19 protein-coding genes are annotated in these 19,133 nt (G+C 64.2%); 14 read left to right on the forward strand and 5 right to left on the reverse strand.

All coding sequences use genetic code 11. The features are described from left to right. Positions 1-156 precede the first annotated feature (156 nt). From pdhA to C437_RS08015, 10 genes are all read left to right on the forward strand, one after another. Positions 157-1,263 carry a pyruvate dehydrogenase (acetyl-transferring) E1 component subunit alpha gene (gene pdhA / locus C437_RS07970; RefSeq protein WP_004516419.1) on the forward strand — a complete coding sequence of 369 codons (1,107 nt, stop codon included), beginning with the start codon at positions 157-159 and terminating at the stop codon, positions 1,261-1,263. Then, positions 1,260-2,258, forward strand: coding sequence for an alpha-ketoacid dehydrogenase subunit beta (locus C437_RS07975; protein WP_004516420.1), 999 nt, complete (start codon positions 1,260-1,262; stop codon positions 2,256-2,258). Before pdhA ends, C437_RS07975 begins: the two co-directional genes overlap by 4 nt. Positions 2,259-2,261: 3 nt before the next feature. Then, on the forward strand, positions 2,262-3,890 hold the full coding sequence (locus C437_RS07980; protein WP_004516421.1) for a dihydrolipoamide acetyltransferase family protein: 1,629 nt from the start codon (positions 2,262-2,264) through the stop codon (positions 3,888-3,890). 51 nt (positions 3,891-3,941) lie between these two features. Beyond that, positions 3,942-4,340, forward strand: coding sequence for a hypothetical protein (locus C437_RS07985; protein WP_241431650.1), 399 nt, complete (start codon positions 3,942-3,944; stop codon positions 4,338-4,340). Between the two features lie 39 nt (positions 4,341-4,379). Further along, positions 4,380-5,798 carry a dihydrolipoyl dehydrogenase gene (lpdA, locus tag C437_RS07990; RefSeq protein WP_004516423.1) on the forward strand — a complete coding sequence of 473 codons (1,419 nt, stop codon included), beginning with the start codon at positions 4,380-4,382 and terminating at the stop codon, positions 5,796-5,798. 140 nt (positions 5,799-5,938) lie between these two features. Next, on the forward strand, positions 5,939-6,568 hold the full coding sequence (locus tag C437_RS07995; protein ID WP_004516424.1) for a hypothetical protein: 630 nt from the start codon (positions 5,939-5,941) through the stop codon (positions 6,566-6,568). Positions 6,569-6,651: 83 nt separating this feature from the next. Continuing rightward, complete coding sequence (locus tag C437_RS08000; protein WP_004516425.1) at positions 6,652-7,491, forward strand: aldo/keto reductase; 840 nt, start codon at positions 6,652-6,654, stop codon at positions 7,489-7,491. A gap of 75 nt (positions 7,492-7,566) precedes the next feature. After that, positions 7,567-8,382, forward strand: a complete 816-nt coding sequence (pheA, locus tag C437_RS08005) for a prephenate dehydratase (protein ID WP_004516426.1) — start codon at positions 7,567-7,569, stop codon at positions 8,380-8,382. Positions 8,383-8,444: 62 nt separating this feature from the next. Further along, positions 8,445-8,852, forward strand: coding sequence for an Hsp20/alpha crystallin family protein (locus C437_RS08010; protein WP_004516427.1), 408 nt, complete (start codon positions 8,445-8,447; stop codon positions 8,850-8,852). A 2-nt stretch (positions 8,853-8,854) separates the two neighbouring features. Beyond that, on the forward strand, positions 8,855-9,307 hold the full coding sequence (locus C437_RS08015; RefSeq protein ID WP_004516428.1) for a peroxiredoxin: 453 nt from the start codon (positions 8,855-8,857) through the stop codon (positions 9,305-9,307). Between the two features lie 53 nt (positions 9,308-9,360). On the opposite strand, the gene leuS is transcribed toward C437_RS08015, so the two are convergent. Further along, the gene (gene leuS, locus C437_RS08020; RefSeq protein WP_004516429.1) at positions 9,361-12,039 is read right to left on the reverse strand and encodes a leucine--tRNA ligase; all 2,679 of its coding nucleotides are present in this window, start codon (positions 12,037-12,039) and stop codon (positions 9,361-9,363) included. A gap of 151 nt (positions 12,040-12,190) precedes the next feature. Further along, the gene (locus C437_RS08025) at positions 12,191-13,582 is read right to left on the reverse strand and encodes a sensor histidine kinase (RefSeq protein WP_004516430.1); all 1,392 of its coding nucleotides are present in this window, start codon (positions 13,580-13,582) and stop codon (positions 12,191-12,193) included. Between the two features lie 234 nt (positions 13,583-13,816). On the opposite strand from C437_RS08025, the gene C437_RS08030 reads away from it, so the two are divergent. From C437_RS08030 to C437_RS08035, 3 genes are read left to right on the forward strand one after another with little or no spacing between them, the layout of a single operon-like run. Beyond that, positions 13,817-14,002 carry a hypothetical protein gene (locus tag C437_RS08030; RefSeq protein ID WP_004516431.1) on the forward strand — a complete coding sequence of 62 codons (186 nt, stop codon included), beginning with the start codon at positions 13,817-13,819 and terminating at the stop codon, positions 14,000-14,002. Beyond that, entirely contained in the window at positions 14,002-14,169 is a 168-nt protein-coding gene (locus C437_RS20570; RefSeq protein WP_004516432.1) for a hypothetical protein, read from the forward strand. The genes C437_RS08030 and C437_RS20570 overlap by 1 nt, the downstream gene beginning before the upstream one ends. A 43-nt stretch (positions 14,170-14,212) precedes the next feature. Next, positions 14,213-14,431, forward strand: coding sequence for a DUF7535 family protein (locus C437_RS08035; protein WP_004516433.1), 219 nt, complete (start codon positions 14,213-14,215; stop codon positions 14,429-14,431). On the opposite strand, the gene C437_RS08040 is transcribed toward C437_RS08035, so the two are convergent. Continuing rightward, entirely contained in the window at positions 14,432-15,427 is a 996-nt protein-coding gene (locus tag C437_RS08040; protein ID WP_004516434.1) for an alanine dehydrogenase, read from the reverse strand. Between the two features lie 76 nt (positions 15,428-15,503). On the opposite strand from C437_RS08040, the gene C437_RS08045 reads away from it, so the two are divergent. Further along, positions 15,504-16,367 (forward strand): hypothetical protein, encoded by an 864-nt coding sequence (locus C437_RS08045; protein WP_004516435.1) that lies wholly within the window; start codon positions 15,504-15,506, stop codon positions 16,365-16,367. A gap of 451 nt (positions 16,368-16,818) precedes the next feature. Here the strand turns inward: C437_RS08045 and thsB are convergent, their stop codons facing one another. Both thsB and C437_RS08055 read right to left on the reverse strand, forming a co-directional pair. Further along, positions 16,819-18,498 carry a thermosome subunit beta gene (thsB, locus tag C437_RS08050; protein WP_049919689.1) on the reverse strand — a complete coding sequence of 560 codons (1,680 nt, stop codon included), beginning with the start codon at positions 18,496-18,498 and terminating at the stop codon, positions 16,819-16,821. A 174-nt stretch (positions 18,499-18,672) separates the two neighbouring features. After that, on the reverse strand, positions 18,673-19,062 hold the full coding sequence (locus C437_RS08055) for a DUF7383 domain-containing protein (RefSeq protein WP_004516437.1): 390 nt from the start codon (positions 19,060-19,062) through the stop codon (positions 18,673-18,675). Positions 19,063-19,133: the final 71 nt, after the last annotated feature.

The following is a 19,133-nucleotide window of genomic DNA, read 5'->3' on the forward strand; positions in this document are numbered from 1 at the left end:
GTGATAAATTAGGTAGAATTAAAGCCGACTTAGAATTGCTGAAACACCCATATTTTCAGTAATACCCACGTCGGATACATTCTGTAGCGCCGCGAAAGCTCTAAACGTAGTGCGAGTGAACAGTCGTCGTATGCCACTTCGAGGGAGGCGGTTTCTATGAGTGTCCTCCAGCGCGACCCAACAGATAAGGTACAGATTCTCGATGAAGACGGGACGGTGGTCGACGGCGCAACAGTGCCGGACCTCTCTGACGACGAACTGGTGAAGATGTACCGACATCTGAAACTCGGCCGGCACTTCGACCAGCGGGCGGTGAGTTTGCAACGACAGGGTCGGATGGGGACCTACCCCCCAATGTCGGGACAGGAAGCCTCGCAAGTCGGTAGTGCCTTGGCCCTGCGAGACGGCGACTGGGCCTTCCCAAGCTACCGGGAGCATCTCGCCATGTATGTCAAAGGGTGGCCGTTGTCCGATGACCTGCTGTACTGGATGGGGTCCGAGGCAGGGAATTCGCCGCCGGAAGACGTACAGGCGTTCTCGTTTGCGGTCCCGATTGCGACACAGATTCCGCACGCGACCGGAGCCGCGTGGGCATCGAAGCTCAAAGGCGATGACACCGCTGCCCTCGTGTACTTCGGGGACGGTGCGACCTCCGAGGGCGACTTTCACGAAGGACTGAACTTCGCGGGCGTGTTCGACGTGCCAGCGGTGTTTTTCTGTAACAACAACCAGTGGGCGATTTCGGTCCCGCGGGAGCGCCAGACGGCCAGCGAGACGCTCGCCCAGAAGGCCAACGCCTACGGCTTCGACGGCGTGCAAGTCGATGGAATGGACCCGCTGGCGGTGTATCAGGTGACTCGTGAGGCCGTCGAGAAGGCTCACGACCCGCCCGAGGATGGGCTTCGACCGACGATGATCGAGGCCGTGCAGTACCGCTTCGGTGCGCACACGACTGCTGACGACCCGTCGGTGTACCGCGACGACAGCGAGGTCGAACACTGGAAGCAGAAAGACCCCATCCCGCGGATGGAGGCATTCCTCAGAGACCAAGGCCTGCTCGACGACGAGCGGGTCGACGCCATCGACGAATCGGTGCAGGAGGAGGTCGCCACAGCCATCGACGAGGCTGAGGCGACCGAGCGACCGAAACCGGAAGAGATGTTCGCTGACGTGTACGCGGAGATGCCACAGCGACTCGAACAGCAACTGGACTACCTCGAAGAACTGCGCGAGCGACACGGCGACGAGGTGCTACTGGAATGAGTACACAGGACGCAGACACACAGAGTTTGACGCTCGTACAGGCCGTCCGTGACGGGCTCTACGGCGAGATGGAGCGAAACGAAGACGTGGTCGTAATGGGTGAAGACGTCGGGAAGAACGGCGGCGTCTTCCGGGCGACACAGGGACTTCACGAGGAGTTCGGTGACCAGCGAGTCATCGACACGCCGCTCGCGGAGGCCGGCATCGTCGGAACGGCCATCGGCATGGCCGCTTACGGGCTTCGACCGGTGCCGGAGATGCAGTTCTCCGGGTTCATGTACCCCGCGTTCGACCAGATTGTCAGCCACGCCGCCCGGCTTCGGAACAGGAGTCGCGGCCGGTACAACTGTCCGCTCACCGTTCGCGCGCCCTACGGCGGCGGCATCCGTGCGCCGGAACACCACTCCGAATCCAAGGAGGCGTTCTACGTCCACGAGGCGGGACTGAAGGTGGTCGTCCCCTCGACGCCAAAGGAGACCAAAGGACTGCTCACGGCGGCTATCCGTGACCCGGACCCCGTCATCTTCCTCGAACCGAAGCTCATCTACCGGTCGTTCCGCGAGGAGGTCCCCGACGACCCCTACACCGTCGAACTGGGCACGGCAAAGACCCGGCGGGAAGGGACTGACGTGTCCGTGTTCACCTGGGGCGCGATGGCACAGCCGACAGTCGAGGCCGCCGAAGAGCTGGCCGAGGAGGGCATCGACGCCGAAGTGATAGACCTGCGAACGCTGTCGCCAATGGACACCGACGCGATTGTCGAGTCATTCAAGAAGACCGGGCGAGCGGCCGTCGTCCACGAAGCGCCCAAAACCGGTGGGCTGGCCGGCGAGATTATCGCCACCATTCAAGAGGAAGTCCTGCTGTATCAGGAGGCCCCGGTCACGCGGGTGACGGGCTTCGACGTACCCTACCCGCTGTACGCTCTAGAGGACTACTACCTCCCCGAACCCGCCCGCATCAAAGACGGTATCAGAGAGGCAGTCGAGTTCTGACATATGTTTGAATTTAATCTCCCGGACCTCGGTGAGGGGGTCGCAGAGGGTGAGGTGCTGACCTGGCACGTCTCGCCCGGCGACACCGTCACCGAGGACCAGGTCCTCGCAGAAGTTGAGACCGACAAGGCCGCCGTCGACGTACCGTCGCCGGTCAACGGCATCGTACGGGAACTGCACGCCGAAGTCGGCGAGATGGTCCAGACCGGCGAGGTGCTCATCACCATCGAGGAAGAGGGCGACGCCGAAGCGGCCGACGCGGCGGCTGGCAGTTCGGAGGGTGCCGAATCGGCAGAAGCCGATACAGCGCAGACCGATAGCGATGCAGGCGAAACCACAGCGGTCGATACGTCGGACCAGTCGGACGCCAGCACGGCCGACGGTCGTGTATTTGCCTCCCCGAGCGTACGTCGACTCGCCCGTGAGAAGGGGGTCGATATCGCGGCCGTCGATGGCAGCGGGCCGGGCGGCCGCGTCACCGAGGGAGATGTCGAGGCGGCCACGACAGCAGCCGGCGAGACGACTGACAGTGACGAGAGCCCTACGTCGGTTGTCTCGAAGGCGTCCGACGACGGGGACGGCCCGACCACAGTAGTTTCGCAAGTCGACGATGCGGGCGACACAGACGACGGAGGCGCTGTCAAGTCTGTCTCCGGGGACGGACAGGCGGCGGCCAGTCGCGACCAGACGCTGGCGACGCCGGCCACCAGAAAAGCCGCCCGCGAGCTCGACGTGAACATCGACGCTGTCCCGACCGACCAGACGCGGGACGGCCAGCCCTACGTCGACGAGGCGGCCGTTCGGACGTACGCGGAGGCACAGCAGGCCGCACAGGCGGCCGATGCCGAAGCCATCAGCGACGAAGGAGGCGCAACAGGGACGGCGGCCGAGGCGGGCGGCGCTAGAGCCGAAGCGACGGCCGTTGAGACAGGTGGCGGCGAGCGCCGCGAGCCGTACCGCGGCGTCCGTCGGTCCATCGGCGAGCAGATGGCTCGCTCCCGCCGAGAGGTGCCCCACGCGACCCACCACGATCAGGTCGTCGTATCCGGCCTCGTTGAGGCCCGTGAGCGACTCGCGCCACTCGCCGAGGAGCGCGATGTCACGCTGACGTATACGCCCTTTGTAGTGAAATGCGTCGCCGCAGCGCTGGAGCAGCACCCGGTACTCAATACGGCGCTGGACACCGAAAACGAGGAAATCGTCTACAGGGACGTTCACAACATCGGCGTGGCGGCAGCGACCGACCACGGACTGGTCGTCCCGGTTGTCAACGACGTGGACGGGAAGGGGCTGGTCAAACTCGCCGACGAGATCAACGACCTCGTCGGGCGGGCACGCGAGCGCGACATCGAGCGGTCGGAGATGCAGGGCGGGACGTTCACCGTCACGAACTTCGGCGTCATCGGCGGGGAGTACGCCAGTCCGATCATCAACGTCCCAGAAACAGCGATTCTCGGCATCGGGGCGCTGAAAGAGCGCCCGGTTGCCGAAGACGGCGAAGTCGTCGCGAAACCCACGCTCCCGCTCTCGCTTGCAATCGACCACCGCGTCATCGACGGGGCCGACGCCGCGCGCTTCGTCAACACGCTCAAAGAGTATCTAACGGACCCAACGCGACTCCTGCTGGAGTAGCCCCCTGCGCAACCGAAACCGAAACAAGTCGCTGGAGCGACAGGAGACGTAATGCCCTCCGCGAGAGACACATGGATCTGGTACGGATTAGCCGCGCTGTTCGTCCTGTCGCCGGTGTGTGTAGCCCTCTCACAGATGTCAATGCGACTGTTCATTTCGGCCACCTCAACGGGGGAGGTGAATGCCGGTACGTCCCTCGGCATGTTCGCCCTGACTGTGCTCACAAACTGGGCGGCGGTGCTGTTCAGCGTCCTTCTCACAGTCGGCCTCTTCCTCGATAGTCGGCGGCTCCGGCGGACCGATGGGGGCTGGCAGCCGACGCCGCTGTATGCGCTCGCCGGCATCGTCCACGGGGTGGGGTCGACACTGCTCGCAGCGTTTGCGGTGTCGGTACCGGTCATGGGGTACTACCTGTATCGGCGGCGCAGGCGAGACACGACAGCGAGGTGAAGGGCGATAGCTTTTCACGGACCCGGACGAGGCACCGCTATGGTCGTCGGAGATGTCACGACGGGAACGGAACTGCTTGTTATCGGCGGCGGTCCGGGCGGCTACGTCGCCGCGATCCGGGGCGCACAGCTGGGACTGGATACGACGCTTGTCGAGCGGGACGCCTACGGCGGGACCTGCCTGAACCACGGCTGTATCCCCTCGAAAGCGCTCATCTCGGCCTCCGACGTGGCCCACGATGCCCGGCAGGCCGAGTCGATGGGCGTGTTCGCGGACCCGGCCGTCGACATGGCCGGGATGACAGAGTGGAAAGACGGCGTCGTCACACGGCTGACACGCGGCGTCGAGTCGCTGTGTAAGAGTGCTGGCGTCAATCTGATTGAGGGGACCGCCGAGTTCGTCGACGACGGGACGGTCCGGGTCGCCCATGGCGGCGAGGGGCAGGGCTCAGAATCGCTGTCGTTCGAACACGCTGTCATTGCAACGGGGAGCCGGCCGATGGCAGTCCCGGGCTTCGAGTTTGACGGCGAGCATATCCTCTCCTCGAAGGACGCGCTCGCACTCGAATCGGTCCCCGAAAAGCTGCTCGTCGTCGGGGCGGGCTACATCGGTATGGAGCTCTCGACGGTGTTCGCAAAGCTGGGTGCGGAAGTCACCGTCGTGGAAATGCTCGATGACGTGTTGCCCGGCTACGAGGACGACATCGCGGCGGTCGTCCGCGACCGCGCCGAGGAGCTGGGGATCGATTTCAACTTCGGCGAGGCGGCCGACGACTGGGAGGAGACAGACGAGGGCATTCGCGTCCAGACCGTCAACGAAGACGACGCAATCACCGAGTATAACGCCGAGAAATGCCTGGTCGCGGTCGGCCGAGAGCCGGTCACGGACACACTTGCGCTGGAGAACATTGACCTCCAGACGGACGAGAACGGATGCCTCCCGACTGACGACCAGTGCCGAACTGCGTTCGAATCGGTGTTCGCCGTCGGAGACGTGGCAGGCGAACCGATGCTTGCCCACAAGGCGATGGCCGAGGGTGAAGTTGCCGCGGAAGCCGCCGCCGGTGAGCCGGCCGCGTTCGATCATCAGGCGATTCCGGCGGCAGTGTTTACCGACCCCGAAATCGCCACCGTCGGCATGACAGAGAGCGAAGCCGAGGCGGCGGGCTTTGCCCCAGTCGTCGGGCAGATGCCGCTACGAGCTAACGGCCGCGCGCTCACCGTCAACGAGAAGGACGGGTTCGTCCGCGTCGTCGCCGACGCCGACGAGGAGTTCCTGCTCGGGGCCCAGATCGTCGGCCCGGAGGCGTCAGAGCTCATCGCCGAACTCGGGCTGGGCATCGAGATGGGTGCGCGGCTCGAAGACATCGCTGGAACGATTCACACGCATCCGACGCTCTCCGAGGCAGTCCACGAGGCGGCCGCGGCCGCTCGCGGCGAGGCCATTCATACGCAGTGAAATCGTTCCGGGGCGGTTCGTGAGGGGTCAGTAAACACAACTCAATCGGTGTTCACAGACAGCGAATCTGAATCTTGCGCCGTGCAAAAAGGTTATATCGCGGATTGAGTAAACTCCCGGTAGACAGGAACCGGTAACGTATGTCTACTGATTCACAGCCCGACGACACCATCGCTCAGGCGATCATTTCAGGGTCGACCTACGAGCGACTCCGCTACGAACGCCATTCGTATCTCAGACAGACCGTGCCACGGACGCTTGCGCTCCAGAGCGCCCTGCTCGGCGCGCTGGCACTGTTGTTACCGATCTACGGTCTGTATCCGGACAGCACCGCAGCGTATCTCCCATCGGTCGATCCCGCCGTCGCCTCGCCGAAGGTACTGTTGCTCGGGCTGTTCGGCGGGGTCCTGGAGCTTTTCGGTGCGATGTTGCTCGTCGGCTCAGTCCTCTACCGGGTCCGGCTCGCTCCGCTGACTGAGCGACAGGCACATGCGGCCCTCAACGCTGAGGACTTCGCGCGGTACGTCGGGCTCGGGACGGGCGGCCTGGCCATCGGCATTTCGCTTTGCCTGTTCGCTGTGGGGCTGGGCGGCGGTGACGCAGTGTCCGCATACATCGCGTTCACAGGTCGAAACCCGCTCGTTGACTCCGGGTTCGGCCTGTCGGTTGCGACCGTCTCGCTGCTCGCCTTCGTCGCCAGCGTGACAGTTTTTTACGCCTCGCGATATCTCCTCGTTCACCTCGCGCTGTTCCATCTTAGCGAGGAGTAAGCTGGCAGTGCGAGGCGTTGACAGTAGCAGCACCGGCTGTAACATGCGCGGCTGTTTTCAGGGGTGCGGACGACCGTGTTCATATGGTCACAAACGAGAGTGACACCTTCGATATCGGCGGGGAACTCACCGTTCACCGGCTCGGCTTCGGCGCGATGCGGCTCACCGGCGAGGACATCATCGGAAAACCGGACGATGAATCCGAGGCCCGCGCGGTGCTGGAGCGGGCGGTCGAACTCGGCGTCGATTTCATCGACACGGCGGACTCGTACGGCCCGGGCGTCTCCGAACGGCTCATCGGCGAGGCACTGGACACCGAGCGTGAGGACCTCGTCATCGCGACGAAGGGCGGCCTGCTCCGCAACACCGACGCCGACTGGCTGGCCCACGGCGACCCGGACTACCTCCGCAACGCACAACTGTGCTCGCGGGACCGACTGCGGATGGACCCCATCGACCTGTATCAGTACCACCGGCCGGACCCTGACACGCCGTTCGAGGACTCGATACACGCACTCGCCGAGATGAAAGACGAGGGGCTGATCCGCCACGTCGGCGTCTCGAACGTCTCCGTCGAGCAACTGGACCGCGCCCGCGATATCGTCGACATCGCGACGGTCCAGAACCAGTACAACGTCGCCCACCGCGACGACGAGGACGTGCTGGAAGCCTGCGAGGAGTACGGTATCGGCTTCATCCCGTGGTTCCCGCTGGGCGCTGGCGACCTTGACGGCGTCGACGGTATCGACGAGATAGCTCAGCGCAACGACGCCACGCCCTACCAGATTGCGCTGGCGTGGCTACTGGGTCATTCGGACGTGACGCTGCCGATTCCTGGCACGAGCAGCCTCGACCACCTCGAACAGAACGTCGCCGCAAGCGCCATCGACCTGACCGACGAGGAACTGGCGCGGTTGTCCTGAACTACGGTAGACCGCAACGCGACAGCGCTTGCCGATGACCACCGTTCTTTTGGTTCCTACCGCTGTACCCCGGGTATGACCACTGTTACCCTGGGTCCTGAGGGGACCTACTCCCACCGCGCCGCACAGGCAGTCACCGACGACGAAATCGGCTTCTCTGAGTCAGTGACCGCCATCGTCGAGGCGGTCGCGGAGGGCGAGGCCGAGCGTGGTGTCGTTCCCGTCGAAAACAGCATCGAAGGCTCCGTCACGGAATCACTCGACGCTTTCGCGGAGTACGATATCGCCGTCGTCGAGGAGATCATCACGCCCATCCGTCACGCCCTGCTCGCACAGGACGACTCCTTCTCGTTGGTGGCCAGCCACGCACAGGCGCTGGCACAGTGTCGCGGCTGGCTCGACGAGCACTACCCTGGCGTCAATGTGGAGGCCGTCGCATCGACCGCCCGCGGCGTCGAGCGCGCCCGCGCCGACGCGGACATCGCCGCTATCGGTCACCCAGAAAACGCGACCAACGGCACCGAACTGAAGGTGCTCGCCGAGGACATTCAGGACCGGTCTTCGAACGCGACCCGCTTCGTCGTCGTTGCCCCGACAGGCGAGCGCAGCGAGGCCGGCGGGAAGAGTTCCTTCATTGTCTATCCCGACGTTGACTACCCCGGCCTGTTGCTCGAACTGCTGGAGCCCTTCGCCGACCGCGATATCAACCTCACCCGCGTCGAGTCCCGGCCAAGCGGCGAGCGACTGGGCGACTACGTCTTCCACATCGACATCTCGGCGGGGCTGTACGAGCAGCGCACGCAGGCGGCACTCACCGATATCGAGGAGATCGCCGAGAAGGGCTGGGTCCGCCGGCTTGGATCGTACGACTCGCGGACGGTCGTCAACTGAGCCGGTGGGACATCGCCGACCGCGGTTCAAGCGTTAAGTTCCGGGCACGTGTACCCCCGCGTATGTCAGATCGCGATCCGTTCAGCGAAATCGAGCGCGCGTTCGATATGCTGGGAGAGCAGTTCGGCGTCGACATGGGCGCTGTCCCGGTCGACGTCGTCGACGAGGGCGACGCCTTCGTCGTCCACGCAGACCTGCCCGGCTACGACAGCGAGGACATCGACGTCCAGCTCGTCGAGGAACGGGAGCTCACCATCAGCGCTACGTCAAGCCAGGAGCAAGAATCGAGCGACGGCCAGTACGTCCAGCGCGAGCGCCGCCAGCAGTCACTGAGCCGGTCGGTCCGCCTCCCCGAAGCCGTCGATGACGAGGGGACTACTGCGAGCTACGATGACGGCGTCCTCACGGTCCGGCTGGCGAAGGTCGTACACAGCGAGGACGACGACGGCACAGATATCCCAGTGAACTGACGATGGTGCTCGAACCCGGCACGGACGTGCCGACAATCAGAGCGACGAACCAGCGCGGCGACGCGGTCCAGCCAAGCTTCGAGCAGCCGACGGTACTGTACTTCTATCCGGCGGACGACACCCCTGGCTGTACGACAGAGGCTGCACAGTTCGAGGAACATGCACAGCGGTTCGCGGACGCCGGCGTCTCGGTGTACGGCGTCTCGACGGACGGGGTGGAGAGCCATCGTGACTTTGCCGAGGCCAACGACATCAGCTTCGACCTGCTGGCCGACCCCGAAGGGCGGCTCTGTGAGGCCTTCGACGTGCCGCTCGTCGACGGGCGGAGCCAGCGGACGACGTACATCATCGCAAACGGGCGTGTCGTCGGCGTCTACGAACGGGTCGCTCCCGATGGGCACGCGACGAACATCTTCGAAGATCTTGTCGACACCGGCGTTATCGCTGTCGAGTAAATAGTCAGCAAGCGGTCAGCAGGCGACACCAGCCCGTAGCTGGCGTCGACAGGCTATTCTTCGATATCGATAGCCGGGCGGCCCGGTCCGGCCTTGCCGACGAGGTCGGGGTCTGCCTCCTCGGGACCCTGAACGACGACGTCAGCGCCGAACTCCCGTTCGACGAGCCACGCGGCCCGTTCGAGCGCGTCCTGTTCGCGCTCGGGCGGTAGTTGCTCGTCCAGCGACTGTGCGCGGCCAGCCAGTTCCTTGGCGAAGTCCGCGGCCGCCTCGCCCTGCTCGCGCAGGTCCTCGTCCTGCATGACAGTGCCGACGACGTTGCCGTCGGCGTTTCGGGCGAGGTCGAGGACACGATGCTTCCACTCCGGCGCGACCGCGAGCGTGATAGTCTGTGGGTCCTCGATGCCGACCGTGTCGACGATGTCGCGGATGTCCTCGCGGGTGTTCTCGACCAGTTGGCGCTCCGTCTCGTAGTCTTCGGGGGCCTCGGCTGCCGGCCACTCGGCCTCCGCGAGGAGGTCGTCGTGGCCCAGTTCGGCCCACATCTCCTCGGCGGCGTGGGGGGCGACCGGGGCGAGCAGCTTCGCCGCCGTCGCCAGCCCGCGCTCGAAGGTGTCGGCGTCGGGGTCGGTGGCTTCCTGATACCGGCGCAGCAGCGACACCAGCTCTCGCACAGCTTGCAGCGCGTGGTTGAACCGGAAGTCCTCGAACTCCGCCGTCGCGTTCGCGGCGGTGGCATCGATTTCACGGGCGACGTAGTCGGCGATGTCGCCCCCGTCCGTCGTGGTCCCTGCCTCATCATCCGCGTACTCCGAGACCAGCGTGTACACGTTCTGGAGGAAGCTGTGGGCGGACTGGACGCCTTCGGGACTCCAGGCGAACTCCTTCTCGGGCTGGGCGGCTTCCATGATGAACAGCCGGGCCGTATCGGCCCCGTACTCCTCGATGATGCGCTGCGGTGAGACGCCGTTGCCCAGGCTCTTGGACATCTTGTTGCCGTCCTCGCCCAGCACCATCCCCTGGTTCGTGAGGTTGGTGAACGGTTCGCGGACGCCGTCGACCATGTCGAGGTCGTCCAGCACTTTGGTGAAGAAGCGGGCGTACAGCAGGTGCATCACAGCGTGTTCGATGCCGCCGACGTACTGGTCGACCGGCATCCAGTCGCTGGCCCGCTCGGTGTCGAAGGGAGCGTCGTCCATTTCCGGCGAGGTGTAGCGCAGGAAGTACCACGAGGAGTCGACGAAGGTGTCCATCGTGTCCGTCTCCCGCACCGCGTCGGCCCCGCAGTCGGGACAGTCGACGTTTTTCCACTCCTCAGCGGCGTCTAGCGGGTTCCCGGTGGTGTGAACGAACTCCGGTAGTTCGACGGGGAGGTCCTCGTCGGGGACCTCGACGTAGCCACAGTCCTCGCAGTGGATCATCGGAATCGGGGTGCCCCAGTAGCGCTGGCGGGAGATGCCCCAGTCCCGGAGATTGTACTCCGTGCGGTGTTCGCCGTCGAACGCCTCGACGAAGCGGTCGCGAGCCTCGGCGCTCTCCAGTCCGTCGAACTCGCCGCTGTTGACCAACAGGCCGTCCTCGGGATAGGCCGCTTCCTGCACGTCGATGTCCTCGGGATCTGCGTCGGCGTCTTCGGTCGGTTCGACGACCTGCACGATGTCGATGTCGTGGTGCGTAGCGAACTCGTGGTCACGCTCGTCGTGGGCCGGCACGGCGTACAGCGCGCCGGTCCCCACGTCGGTCAGCACGTAGTCGGCGACGTAGACCGGAATCTCCTCGCCGGTGGCGGGGTTTTGGGCGTACTCGCCGGTGAACACGCCGGAGGTCACGTCGAGGTCGTCCTCGTCTGCGTCCTCGGCCATCTCGATGTACTCGGCGACTTCGTCGTTGTCCGCGGCGATTTCCTGCGCGACAGGGTGGCCCGGGGCCAGCGAGAAGAAGGTCGCCCCGTGGATGGTGTCCAGCCGGGTCGTGAAGATGTCGACCTCGCCGTAGTCGCCGACCTCGAAGGCGACGCTCGCGCCCTCCTGCTTGCCGATCCAGTTGCGCTGCATCTCCCGGACGTTGTTCGGCCAGCCGTCGAGGCCGTCGAGTGACTCCAGCAGTTCCTCGGCGTAGTCGGTGATGGTGAAGAACCACTGGTCCATCTCGCGGGCCTCGATGGGCGTGTCACACCGCCAGCAGAGTTCGTCCTCACCCTCGACCTGCTCGTCGGCCAGCACTGTCTCACAGGAAGGACACCAGTTCAGTTCGGCGGCCTGTCGCTCGACCAGGCCTTCCTCGCGGAACTGTTTGAACAGCCACTGGTTCCACTGGTAGTACTCCGGCTCACAGGTCGCGAGTTCGCGGTCCCAGTCGTAGCCAAAGCCCATCTCCGTGAGCTGGTCGCGCATCGAGTCGATGCACTGCATCGTCCAGTCCCGTGGGTTGGTGTCCCGTTCCTCGGCGGCGTTCTCCGCCGGGAGGCCAAAGGAGTCCCAGCCCATCGGATGAAGGACGCTCTCGCCACGCATCCGCTCGAAACGGGCGTAGGCGTCCGTGATAGTGTAGTTCCGGACGTGGCCCATGTGAAGGCTTCCGGAGGTGTAGGGAAACATCGCCAGAACGTACTCCGGGTCGGTCTCGTCGTCGTCGATCCGGAACACGTCGGCCTCGTCCCACGTGCGCTGCCACCGAGGTTCGATCTCCGTGTGATCGAACCCCCGCTCGCGTTCCTCACCGGTCGTAGTCATGATATCGGAACATCCGGCAGCGACCGTGCTATACCTTTCCCTTCGGGAGGCTACCGGGATCCGGCGTGCGAGCGCCGAGCCGAGCAGGCGCGACGCCGGGGAGGATGTCAGTACAGAGCGGTAGCGTCGCCACAGGTCGAGGGGTCGCCCGCTATGCCTGACAATCGACGTTTCCGATGTCGAACCGAGCGCCGCCCGACTCGCTCTCTGACATAGATATCGTCCAGCCGTGGTCTGCGGCGACTCGACGGGCGACGTAGAGTCCGAACCCGGTGTTCTCTGGGACGGCAGTGTGGCCCGCGTCAAACACGCGGTCCGGTGGTTCGACATCGATACCCGGACCGTCATCGGCGACGAAGAAGCCGTCGGCCGTCGTGCCGACGGTGACAGTGACCGACGGTCCAGCGTGTTCGAGCGCGTTCTGGAACAGTATCTGGAGCAGTAGCCCGGCGGATTCCTGATCGGCGACAATACGGGTGTCCCCGTCGAACGTCAGGCGCGCCTCGCTGTCGGCGAGCGTGTCCCACACCTCTCGACTGAGACGAGAGAGCCACACGTGTGTTTGCTTCGGGATCTGCTCGATCTCGTCGTGCTGGACAGACCCACCCGGATCGCTCGTGGAGAGTTCGACCACGGTATCGATAATCGCAGAGATCTGGGAGAGCGACTCCTCGATGTCTGCGGTCGGGCCGTCGCAGTCGGCCAGTTCTTCGAGTCGGCCGTATGCGATCTGGAGTTCGTTTCGAAGCTCGTGAGACGCCACGAGCGCGACTTTCACCATCCGTTCGTTCTGGCGGCGAAATGCGTGTTCGCGGAGCTTTCGCTCGGTGATGTCCTGGGTGTGCCCGACGATACCCTGGACGTCCCCGGTGGAATCGTACCACGGCATCTTGCGGGTGCGGACGTACGACGCGTCGAGGTCGAGGAACTCCTCTACTTCGATCTGGTCCGTGTCTTCCTCGATGACGTCCAGTTCATCACGCAGGGCCGCTTTTGCGTGTTCATCAGCCAGTTCCGGGACTTCGACATCGGTGAGGCCGAGTCGGTCAGTCGGCTCGTTGAACCCCCGACCCAGCAGGACGTGTCGGGCCTGCTCGTCTTTCGCGTACAGGTGATCTGGCATCTCGTTGAACAACGAGAGCAACAGCGTCTCCATCGGGGACGGTGGGCGTCCGGCAACAGTCGGTGGCTCAGCGTCGAGACAGTCTCGAACGGCCTCGGCGACGGCATCTTCGAGGTGTGTCGACGACTCGACAGCCGTCACGTCGAGAGCATCCGAAACCGCCGCCGGGTCCGCTCCGGCGACGATCACCGGCAGGTCGGGAAACAGCTTTCTGACGCCGTACGCGATATCAGCTCCGGACTGGTCGTCGACTGTTTCGGGCAGAACGAGCGCGTGGAACGCCGAATGGGTGAGCGTGTCAAAGAGGTCTGTGACGTCCGGCAGTTGCGTGATCGACGCCGGCGTCTCGGCGAGGGCGGATTCGAGCGTCGCTGTATCCAGCCCATCAGTCGTGACGACTAAGACAGGTTTGCTACCCATGGTGCGTTCCCAGTGAGCGTACTGTTGCGTGTGACGGATAGTCACTGTTTCGGGCGTTTCGACAGTCAACAGTGATTCAGGGCAGACAGTGTGGTGGTTTGGCCGAACACTCAAGCAGCGGGTGGACCGGGTCAGCACAGGCGAAACGAGAGCGTTCGAATCAGCAGTAGCGGAGTCCGAGAGAGCGGCTCCCCACACAAGATTTTTGTCGGACTCGGAAGGTGTCAGGAGTGTATGGTACACTGCCCTGATTGTGAGACCTCGCTCGAAACGGCCGACGACATCGAGTTCGTCGAAGTGGACGCTGTTACCGGGTTCATCAAGGCCTCCAAGCGGTTTTACACTGCGAACTGCGCAACGTGCGGTGTGACTATCGGGAGCGGCGTCGCTGGCGCGAAGTCTAACGGAGGTGCGGCCTGATGGTTCACTGTCCAGAGTGCGACGCGGAGATGGCCGACCCGGACGACGTGGAGTTCCTCGACATGGAATCGACGACCGGCTTCTTTACGGCCTCTAAACGCTTCTACCTCGTGGCCTGTGATAACTGCGGGGCCGCCATCGGCAGCGGCGTCGCCGGTGCCAAGTAGCCGCCGGGCCTAGGCTTATACACGTCTCAGTGCAAGAGAACGTATGTCGAAATCACCTGACGACGACACGAAGGACAGCGGACGGCTGCCGGCACCGCTCCGGTCGGTCACGCCGGGGACGCGTAGCGGTCCCAACGAGGGCATGGATATGATCGGCTGGGGCATGCTCGCCGGCCTGCTCGTCCTGCTTTTCCCGCTCCTGCCGTTTATCGTCATCGTCTGGGGCATCTCGAAGGTCACGGACGCCCTCACGCCCTCGTAATCAGGTCGCGTCGGTGTCGACCAGCGGGAACGCCGTCCCGTCGCCGTCGGCGCTCGCGTTCTCGTAGACGACATGGGCAGTGGCCACGTCCTGGATGGCTAGCCCTGTCGAGTCGAATACGGTGATGCCGTCGTCGTCGGTCCGCCCCGAGAGTTTGCCGGCGACGATATCGCCGAGTTCCCCATAGAGGTCGCTGTCGGTCAGGACGCCCTCGCCCCACGGGACGTTGATTTCACCGGAGTGGGTACACTGTTCGTAGTTGTCGATGACGACTTTCGCGTCAAGGAGCGTGCGCTCGTCGTGTTCTTGCTTGCCGGCGGCGTCGGCCCCGATAGCGTTGACATGGGTTCGCTCGCCGAGCCATTCTCGGTCCACGATGGGTGATTCGACGGGTGTAATCGTCGACAACACGTCACAGCCGGCGGCGTCTTCGATGCTACCCGCCCGGACGTCGAACCGGTCGGTAAAGGCGTCGACGAACGTCTGCTGTTTCTCCGCGTTCTGGTCAGCAACGACCACCGTCTCGATGTCCCGGACCGACGAGATGGCTTCCAGTTGCGTGTGGGCCTGCGTGCCGGCCCCGACCAGTCCGAGCGAGTCCGCGTCCTCGACGGCAAGGTGGTCGGTGGCGACCGCCGCGGCCGCCCCGGTCCGCAGGCGCGTCAGGACAGTGCCGTCCATCACGGCCAGCGGGAACGCCGTCTCCGGGTCCGAGTAGATGAGCGTCCCGAGGACGGTCGGCAGGTCGTGGTCGCGGGGATTGTCCAGATGGACGTTGACCCACTTGACCGCGGCGGCGTCCCACGTCTCCGCGTTGACGTAGGCCGGCATCGACCTGAAGTCGCCGTTGTACTGCGGCAGGTCGATGTAGGACTTGGCCGGCATAATGGTGTTCTCCCTGGCATCGGCGGCGAAAGCCGCGGCAACCGCGTCGATGACTGCCGGCATCGCCGCGTGGTCCTCGACCGCGTCCGCGCCGAGAAGCAGCGTCTGCATACAAAATATTGGGACTCGGTAGCACTTATACCTCCGCCGTCACAGGGGTTATATCACCACACGACCAGACACCGGTATGCGTCGCGGGGCGGCGATTGCCGCGGTCTGTCTCTGTCTGCTGAGCGCCGGGTGTGCCGGTCTGTTCGGGGGCGAGACGACCGCCAGGGAGACAGTGACACCAGCTCCGGTCCCGACTGCTGACGGACCGACGAGTCCGGCACAGCGTGCTCCGGGCGTCGTCGGCAACCGCGTCGTCAACCCTCCCGCGCTCGGCCGCGCCCACGTCAGCCAGCTCTCGAACACCTCCTATCGAGTCCACCACACCAGAACCGTCATGAACGGGAGCGGCTTGCACAGGCGCGTCCGGACCCGTGCCAGTATTAGCGCGGGCTACGGGTCGTACACAGCCACTCGAACGATATCCGGACAGAGTGTGACACCCCGTGAGATCCACAGTACGTGGCGGGACGGCCGTGCGCTCAGGCGGACGACCGTCAACGGGTCGACGGCGACGGCGGTGGTCGCGGACAGCCGCGGTATCGGTGGCCCACCGCGCTCACCCCGGGCCGCACTGTTCTTCGAACCCACGTTCAACGCGCGTGTCATAGCGCTGTTTTCCGCCACCAACATCACATCCATCCGCCCCGGCGATGAGGTCATCAAGCAACTGTACGGGGTTTCGCTGTATCGCGTCAAGGGAACCGGGTCAACCGACGACAGCGCGGTTGCCACCCATCCCGTCGACCGCGTGACGAATGTCTCCCTCTCGGCGACCGTGACGCCAAGCGGCATCGTTCGGAGCTACGCGCTCCAGTACACGGCAGTCAACGGAACCGATACCCACCGAGTGACCGAGATTCTCCGCTACAGCGACCTCGGGACGACCGACGTGGTGTTCGAGGACCAACGCCACCGAAACCAAACAACGCGACCCGATTGATGCGACCGACGGCTGGCCGCCGTCAGATGCGCTCCAAAACGGAGAGCGGCCCCACCCGCTGTCACCAGTCCGTCCCACCAAACGGACTGGGACAATCGATACTCTGCAGAGAGATACCTAACTGTTCCTCCAGTTTCACGTCTCGATATCGACGGTATCACCGCGTCTCCGTCGCCGTGAGAAACTGAACGGAACCGGCCAAAATATCGTCTGCAAGTCGTCAATGCGTCGAAGCACGCCCAGCGGGGCTGCTTCGGGGTTTGTTCAGAAAGGCTTCTTCAAGTCAGCTACGTTGCTCGCGGGTCATTCAGTTCCCCGCTCGGCCTTACCCTGCTCGCGTGTCGCTACGCTCCCGCTCGCTCGTTCGGAGGTCTCCCTCCGGTCGACCGCCTGACTCACGGGCTTCGCCCGTTCGTCTTTCCGAGGTTCTTCGCGTTGCTCAGAACCTCGCTTACATCATGCCGCCCATACCGCCGCCCATGCCGCCCATACCGCCAGGGGCGCCACCGGGGCCGCCGGGGCCGCCTTCGTCGCCGCCGGAGGTGGAGAGCTCACCAGCAGCGATGATGTCGTCGATCTTCAGGACCAGATTCGCGGCCTCTGCAGCCGAGGAGATTGCCTGTCGCTTGGCGTGGGCTGGCTCGACAACGCCGGTGTCGAGCGTGTTCTCGACATCACCGGAGAAGACGTTCAGGCCGGCGCTGACATCGCCGTCCTCGTGGGCGGCGCGCAGGTCGACCAGCGTGTCGATGCTGTCGAGACCAGCGTTCTCGGCGAGCGTGCGCGGGATGATCTCCAGCGCGTCGGCGAAGGACTCGATAGCGAGCTGTTCGCGGCCTTCAACGCTGTCAGCGTAATCGCGGAGCCGGCGGGCGACTTCCACTTCGGGTGCGCCGCCGCCACCGAGGACGCTGCCGTTAGCGACGGTGGACGCGACGACGTCGAGCGCGTCCGTGACGCCGCGTTCGAGTTCGTCGACGACGTGGTCGGTCGAGCCACGGAGCAGGAGCGTGACGCCGTGGGCCTCGTCGCCGCTGCCCTCAACGTAGAACAGGCCTTCGGCGTCGTCGCGGGTGACGGAGCCGTGACCGAGGTCCTCCGCGGTCGCGGAGTCGAGGTCCGAGACGATGCGAGCGCCGAGAACTTCCTTGAGGAACTCGATGTCGGACTTCTTGGCGCGGCGAACGGCCAGGATGCCCTTCTCGGCGAGATAGTGCTGGGCCATGTCGTCGATGCCCTTCTGACAGAAGACGACATCAGCACCGGTGTCCGCAATCTGGTCGACCATCTCTTCGAGCTGTGCTTCTTCCTTGTCGAGGAAGTTCTGGAGCTGGCTCGGGTCGTCGACGGAAAGCTGGGCGTCGACTTCGGTTTCGTCGAGTTCGATGGCTGTGTCGACGAGCAGGACGTCGGCGTCGTCGACTTCGGTCGGCATCTCCTCATGAACCGGGTCCTTGTCGATGACCGCGCCTTCGAGGAGTTCGGAGTTGCCGGCAGAGCTGCCGGTCTGGGTCTCGATGTTGAGGTATTCGAGGTCAGCGATGACGGAGCCGTCCTCGGCCTCGACGGTTACAGCGTTGACCGCGTCGACGATGAGCTGGGCGAGCAGCTCCTTGTTGAGCTCTGCGCCCTTGCCCGTCATCGAGGTTTCGGCGACCTTCTTCAGGAGTTCCTCGTCGTCGGGATCGACTTCCGTGGCGATGTCGTCGAGTTCGTCCTTGGCCTGCGTGGCGGCCATGTTGAACCCTTTGATGATCGCCGTCGGGTGGATGTCCTGTTCGAGGAGGTCCTCGGCGTTCTTGAGGAGTTCGCCTGCGATGGCGACGGCGGAGGTGGTACCGTCACCGGCCTCGTCTTCCTGTGTCTCGGCGACCTCGACAATCATCGAGGCTGTCGGGTTGTCGATGTCCATCTCCGTGAGGATGGTGACGCCGTCGTTGGTGACGGTGACGTCACCCATCGAGGAGACGAGCATCTTGTCCATTCCCTTCGGCCCGAGCGTCGAGCGTACTGACTCGGCGACCGCGCGAGCGGCCGAGATGTTGTGTTCCTGTGCAGACTTGTCCTTCATCCGCTGGGAGTCCTCTCCCAGGATGATCATCGGCTGGCCCTGCATCTGGCGTTGGCTCATAATCAAGCGAAGATTGCATGTGGTTCTATATAAAAGTAGGGGTTATGGGCTGCTCGGTGCTTACCCGTTGACGCAATCAGAACGGGTGAAACCACCCGACTGAGGAGGTACTGACCACTAACAGTGGTAGCTGTTGGCACGCCCCATCAGGGCAGCGGCGGGCTGTTTATATATTCACTCGACGGGTTCGGTCCAGTGGACCGTGACCGACCCGACGACGAAAGCGTCCTTCGAGTCGGTGTCGCGTCGGAACTGCATCGTGTTCTCACCGAGATGGAGTCGCTCGGGCGCAATCGTATCCATCCAGAGCTGCCAGCCCTCGCCCGGCGCAATGTCGAACCCCGACAGCGGTTCGCCGTTGACGACGATTTCGTGGTCGAAATCCTCGACGTCGTAGACCTGCATCTGCACGTACGGGTCCGCCGGCGACGCGGTCGGGAGGTCAAAGGTAACTGGGTCGGTCGCATCGCCGGTGTATTCAGCCCAGGGCACGTCGAGCGAATCCGCCGACGGGCCGAGGTGCTGCTGGAACTGACAAAGCGCATAGTTGGCGCGACGTGACATAGTAAACTGATTGTACGGCTGTCATAAAAAGCAGTACCCAACCGATAGAGCCCTGTTCGGTCCCCGTGTCG

Source organism: Haloarcula vallismortis ATCC 29715, assembly GCF_000337775.1.
Taxonomy (GTDB): domain Archaea; phylum Halobacteriota; class Halobacteria; order Halobacteriales; family Haloarculaceae; genus Haloarcula; species Haloarcula vallismortis.